Genomic DNA, 4,731 nt, shown 5'->3' with positions numbered 1-4,731 from the left:
GACATTGTCCGGCGACGGGGGTCAGCTTCCCAGTGCCGCGCGCAGCATCTCCTTGGCGCGGGTCAGCCGGATCGACACGCTATTGGGGGTCAGGCCGAGCATCGCGGCGATCTCGCGCGGGGTGAATCCCTCCAGCGTCAGCACCACAGGCTCGCGCGCGCTCAACGGCAGCGTGCGGACCGCATCCATCAGCCGGCGCTGCTGGTCGCTGCGCTCGATCTCGTCGAAAGGTGAGGGCTGGCTGCACGGCATCCCTTCGTCCAGCTCGGCCATCCGCGGTTCGGCGACGGCGCGCGCGACATGGCTGATCGCACGATTATGCGCGATCCGCGCCAGGAAAGTCCGGATCGACGCCTCTCCGCGAAAACTGGGCAGCGAACGCCAGACCGCCGCCAATATATCCTGCTGCAGTTCCTGGCGCTTCGCCGGATCGGCCTCGTAGCTGGCCGCGATGCGCCCCAGCATCAGGCCGTGATCGCGCAATATCGCTTCGAACGCGTCTTCGCGCGCCATCGCGATCAGGCCTTCCCCGCATCGCGCACGGCTGCGGGATCGGGCGGGAACAGATCATCCTCGATCGCGTGGAGACCCTGCAGATAGCGCCGATTCTTGCGCAACAATCGGGTGCAGCGCCACAGCAGGAAGGCGAGATAGGCGATCGCGAACAGCGCCTTTTCCCAATAAGGGAGCGGCACGACGCTGCGATAAACCGGATGGGCATGCGCATAGCCCAGGATCGCGAGCAGGACGACGCCGGTCGCGGCGACGCAATAGCCCGATTTCGCCCAGCGGATCCCCGCCTCCGCCTGACGCACCGATAGGCGGAACGCGCCATCGGCGCTCGCCAGCCCGGTATGGCCGATTGCGTAGCGCGTCCACAGCGCCAGCCCCACGGTGAACCCGCCGAACAACAGCAATGAGGCACCGACCAGGTTGGCGGGCCAGACGCCGCGCTGGACAAAGAGCACGCCGAGCGCGATCTGGATGACGCCCTGCGCCATGTCGATCGCGAAGAGGATGGCGGCATTGCGCGCGCGACGGCGGAGCTGCCGTTGCACATGCGCGATGTCGATCGCGTCCGTGGGCGTCTGCCAGATCGCCGCAAGCGCCGACCATTTTTGATCTTCGTCGATATTCATGTGTCCGGACCATATCCGATCGTCGATAGCGCCTGGGCCTAACGTCGAATGTCGTTGATCTGAAATGAAAATCGCAATGCGAAAATAAAAGCGGAGATTTCGACGAAAGGAAAATCGGACCGCAAGGACTGATGGACTGTCCGTACCTTTGCACGATCTTGAAACCGGCCGAAATCGAGCGACCGACAAGCCGGAATGCGGGCGACACATGACGATATTCGCCTCTCGCATGTTCGCGATTCGCGATGGCGGCCCGGCCCCCACTGAAAACTGCGCCCCCACTGAAATTGCGTCCCCCATGAAAGAGTTGGGGTGCATGACCAGACTGAGAGCCCAACCGAGACAAATAAGGGAGGGCAACGACCATGATTCAGATCCGGCGATTTCGACGAACCCTGACGGCATGCCTGTTGACGGCGGCCGCACTGGCTGCCCCGCCGGCCGCGGCCGACGGCAATTACGACGTGGTGATCCTGGGCAGCGTGCGTGGCGGCATGACCGTCGCGACCGAACAAGGCGTGCGCCGCGTCCATTTCCATTACGTCGATCGCGGACGTGGCCCCGATTTCCGGACCGAGCAGCGATCAGACGCCGACGGCATCCCGATCGCCTATTCGGCCAATGGCCATAATTACCTGCGCGGGACCGTCGACGAGCGCTTCGATCGCAACGGAAAGCTGGGGCGCTGGACAAGCCGCGCCGACCAGGGCGAGAGCCGGCTGCCCGGCTTCTATCTGCCGCACGAAGGCAGCATGGACACGACGAGCAGCCTCGCCGAAGCGCTGCTGCGTGCGCCCGGGGGCGAGCTTGCCCTGCTGCCGCGCGGCAAGGCGCGGATCGAGCGCGTGACCGACCAGGCGTTGCCCGGCGGTGGCAAGGCGACGCTTTATTTCATCCATGGCCTGTCGTTCGCGCCCAGCCCGGTCTGGCTCGACCAGGCCGGCGATCTGGTGCTCGAAGGCAATGGCTGGGTGTCTGCGCGGCGGCAGGGGCTGGGGGCGCTGGGCGACGAACTGATCAAGGCACAGGAACAGGCGCTGACGCGGCGCGAGGTGGATCAGGCGCACAGCCTGGCGCGCAAGCCGGCGGGCGCGGTCGTGTTCCGCGACGTGACGCTCTATGACGCGGCGAAGCGCGACCGCGCGGCGCATCGCACGGTGATCGTGCGCGGCAACCGGATCGAATGGGTCGGGCCGGCGAAGGACGCGCGCATTCCCGATGGCGCCGAGGTGATCGACGGCGGCGGCCGCACGCTGCTGCCGGGCCTGTTCGACATGCACACCCATCTGGCCGACAATGTCGGCGGGCTGCTGGCGATTGGATCGGGCGTGACGAGCGCGCGCGACCTCGCCAACCAGATCGCATCGCTCTCCGAACGCATCGCCGCCTGGGATTCGGGCCGGCTGATCGGCCCGCGCGTCTTCCGTTCGGCGATGATCGACGGCCGCCATCCGCTCGCCGGTCCCACCGAACTGTTGGTCAGCACCAGGGAAGAAGCATTGGCCGCCGTCACCCGCGCTGCCGAGGCAGGCTATCCGGCGGTCAAGCTCTACAGCTCGCTTCCGACCGAACTCGTGCCCGTCATCATCGCCGAGGCGCATCGCCGCGGGATGCGCGTCGGCGGCCATGTGCCCGCGGGCATGACGATGGCCCAGGCGATCGAGGCGGGCTTCGACGAGATCAACCACGCCAATTTCTGGATGCTCGGCCTGATGGGGCCGGAAATCGCGGCGAAAACCAATACGTCCGCCCGACTGACCGCGCTGGGCGAGCATGGCCGCGATATCGACCTGTCCGGTCGGCCGGTACGCGATCTGGTCACACTGACCCGCAAACGCGGCATCGTCCTCGATCCGACGCTGAGCATCTTCGAGGACACGCTGGTTGCGGAGCCGGGCAAGCCCGTGCCGAGCATCGCTGCGGTCGCCGATCGCATGCCGGCGACCGTCGTGCGCTCAGTATCGGGCGGCGGCATCGCGCAGAACGATGCGGAACGCGCGCGCAACCGCCAGTCGCTCGATCGGCTGGGGCAGATGTTCATGATGATGCACCGTGCAGGCGTGACGATGGTCGCGGGCACCGACGGCATGCCCGGCCTTGCCCTGCCGCGTGAGCTCGAAACCTATGTCGAGGCGGGGCTGACGCCGGGCGAGGCGCTTTACATGGCCACTTTGGGCGCCGCGCGCGTCGTCGGCGCGGGCGACCGGCTCGGTTCGATCGAAGCCGGCAAGCTTGCCGATCTGATGCTTGTCGAAGGCGATCCGACCCGGACCATTTCCGACATCGCCCGCACGTCGCTCGTCATGAAGGACGGGCTGATCTTCGATCCGGACGCATTGTTCGTCGCGGCCGGCATGCAACCGCGCCAACCACGCACCATCAACAAGGGGGACAAGAAATGACACAGGATCGCAGGCATTTTCTCATCGGTTCGGCGACCGCCGCGGCACTCGCGGTCGGGGCTGCGGGCACGGCAAGCGCGCGGAGCGTGGCGGCCGCATCGGGCAGCGGCGTCTTCGTCAATTCGCTGGGCACCCTGTTCGGTTTCGACGCGCCCCCGCCCCCGCCCGGATCGAAGCCGCTGATCGTCGAAAGCCGGCCGGACATGGTGACCGACAGCGCGGTGCGCGACACGCTGGCCGCCGGCATCTCCGCGGTGAACATCACATTGGGCCATGTCGCGGGGGATATCGATCCCTTCGAGCACAGCGTCGCCGATATCGGGCGGTGGAACCGGATCCTGCAACAGCGCCCCGGCCAATTGCTGCATGTGCTGAAGGCCGACGACATCGTACGCGCCAAGCGCGAGGGCAGGCTGGGCGTGATCTATGGCTGCCAGAACAGCACGATGCTCGGCGACAAGGTCGAGCGTGTCGATCTCTTCGCCGATCTTGGCCTGCGCGTCTTTCAGCTCACTTATAATGCGCCGACCGCGGTGGGCGACGGATCGATCGTGCCGGAAAACCGGGGGCTCAGCCCGTTCGGCCGCAGCGTCGTCGAAAAACTCGCGGAGCGGCGGCTGCTCTGCGACCTGTCGCATAGCGGGCAGAAGACCTGCCTCGACGCGGTCCGCCATTCGCCGCGCCCGATCGCGATCACCCACACCGGCTGCCGCGCGCTCGTCGACGTGCCGCGCAACAAGACCGACGAGGAGCTTCGCCTGGTCGCCGAGCGCGGCGGCTATGTCGGCATCTATTTCATGCCCTTCCTCACTCATTCGGGGCCGGCGCGCGCGGAGCATGTTGCGCAGCATATCGAACATGCGATCAAGATCTGCGGCGAGGATCATGTCGGCATCGGCACCGACGGACCGATGTCGCCGGTACCCAATATGAAGGAGTATCTGGAGACGCAGCGCCAGTACATCGCACAACGCCGCAGCCAGGGGATCGCGGCGCCGGGCGAGAAGGAGGATGCGCCCTTCTTCGTGATCGATTTGCAGGGGCCGGGCCAGTATCGCGATCTTGCCCGTCTGCTGCGCAGTCGCGGCCATTCGCAGGCGAGGGTCGACAAGATCCTGGGTCAGAATTTCCTTCGCGTCGCGCGCGAGGTCTGGGGGTAGGCCGCAGCGGAATTCCGGTGACGGCGCGCC

4 protein-coding genes are annotated in these 4,731 nt (G+C 66.5%); 2 read left to right on the top strand and 2 right to left on the bottom strand.

The features are described from left to right. Positions 1 to 21: 21 nt before the first annotated feature. Together AC3WN8_RS13585 and AC3WN8_RS13580 are read right to left on the bottom strand one after the other, a co-directional pair. Positions 22 to 513 (bottom strand): RNA polymerase sigma factor, encoded by a 492-nt coding sequence (locus tag AC3WN8_RS13585; RefSeq protein WP_492669973.1) that lies wholly within the window; start codon positions 511 to 513, stop codon positions 22 to 24. 5 nt (positions 514 to 518) lie between these two features. Further along, positions 519 to 1,139 (bottom strand): hypothetical protein, encoded by a 621-nt coding sequence (locus AC3WN8_RS13580; RefSeq protein ID WP_492669972.1) that lies wholly within the window; start codon positions 1,137 to 1,139, stop codon positions 519 to 521. A gap of 410 nt (positions 1,140 to 1,549) precedes the next feature. Between AC3WN8_RS13580 and AC3WN8_RS13575 the strand changes: the two genes are divergently transcribed. Both AC3WN8_RS13575 and AC3WN8_RS13570 read left to right on the top strand, forming a co-directional pair. After that, positions 1,550 to 3,541 carry an amidohydrolase family protein gene (locus AC3WN8_RS13575; RefSeq protein WP_492669971.1) on the top strand — a complete coding sequence of 664 codons (1,992 nt, stop codon included), beginning with the start codon at positions 1,550 to 1,552 and terminating at the stop codon, positions 3,539 to 3,541. Beyond that, entirely contained in the window at positions 3,538 to 4,701 is a 1,164-nt protein-coding gene (locus AC3WN8_RS13570; RefSeq protein ID WP_492669970.1) for a dipeptidase, read from the top strand. The genes AC3WN8_RS13575 and AC3WN8_RS13570 overlap by 4 nt, the downstream gene beginning before the upstream one ends. Positions 4,702 to 4,731: the final 30 nt, after the last annotated feature.

The organism is Sphingobium sp. FW305-3-2-15-F-TSA7, assembly GCF_058787155.1.
The sequence above is the reverse complement of the archived record's forward strand: the minus strand, read 5'-3'. Positions and strand labels throughout refer to the sequence as shown.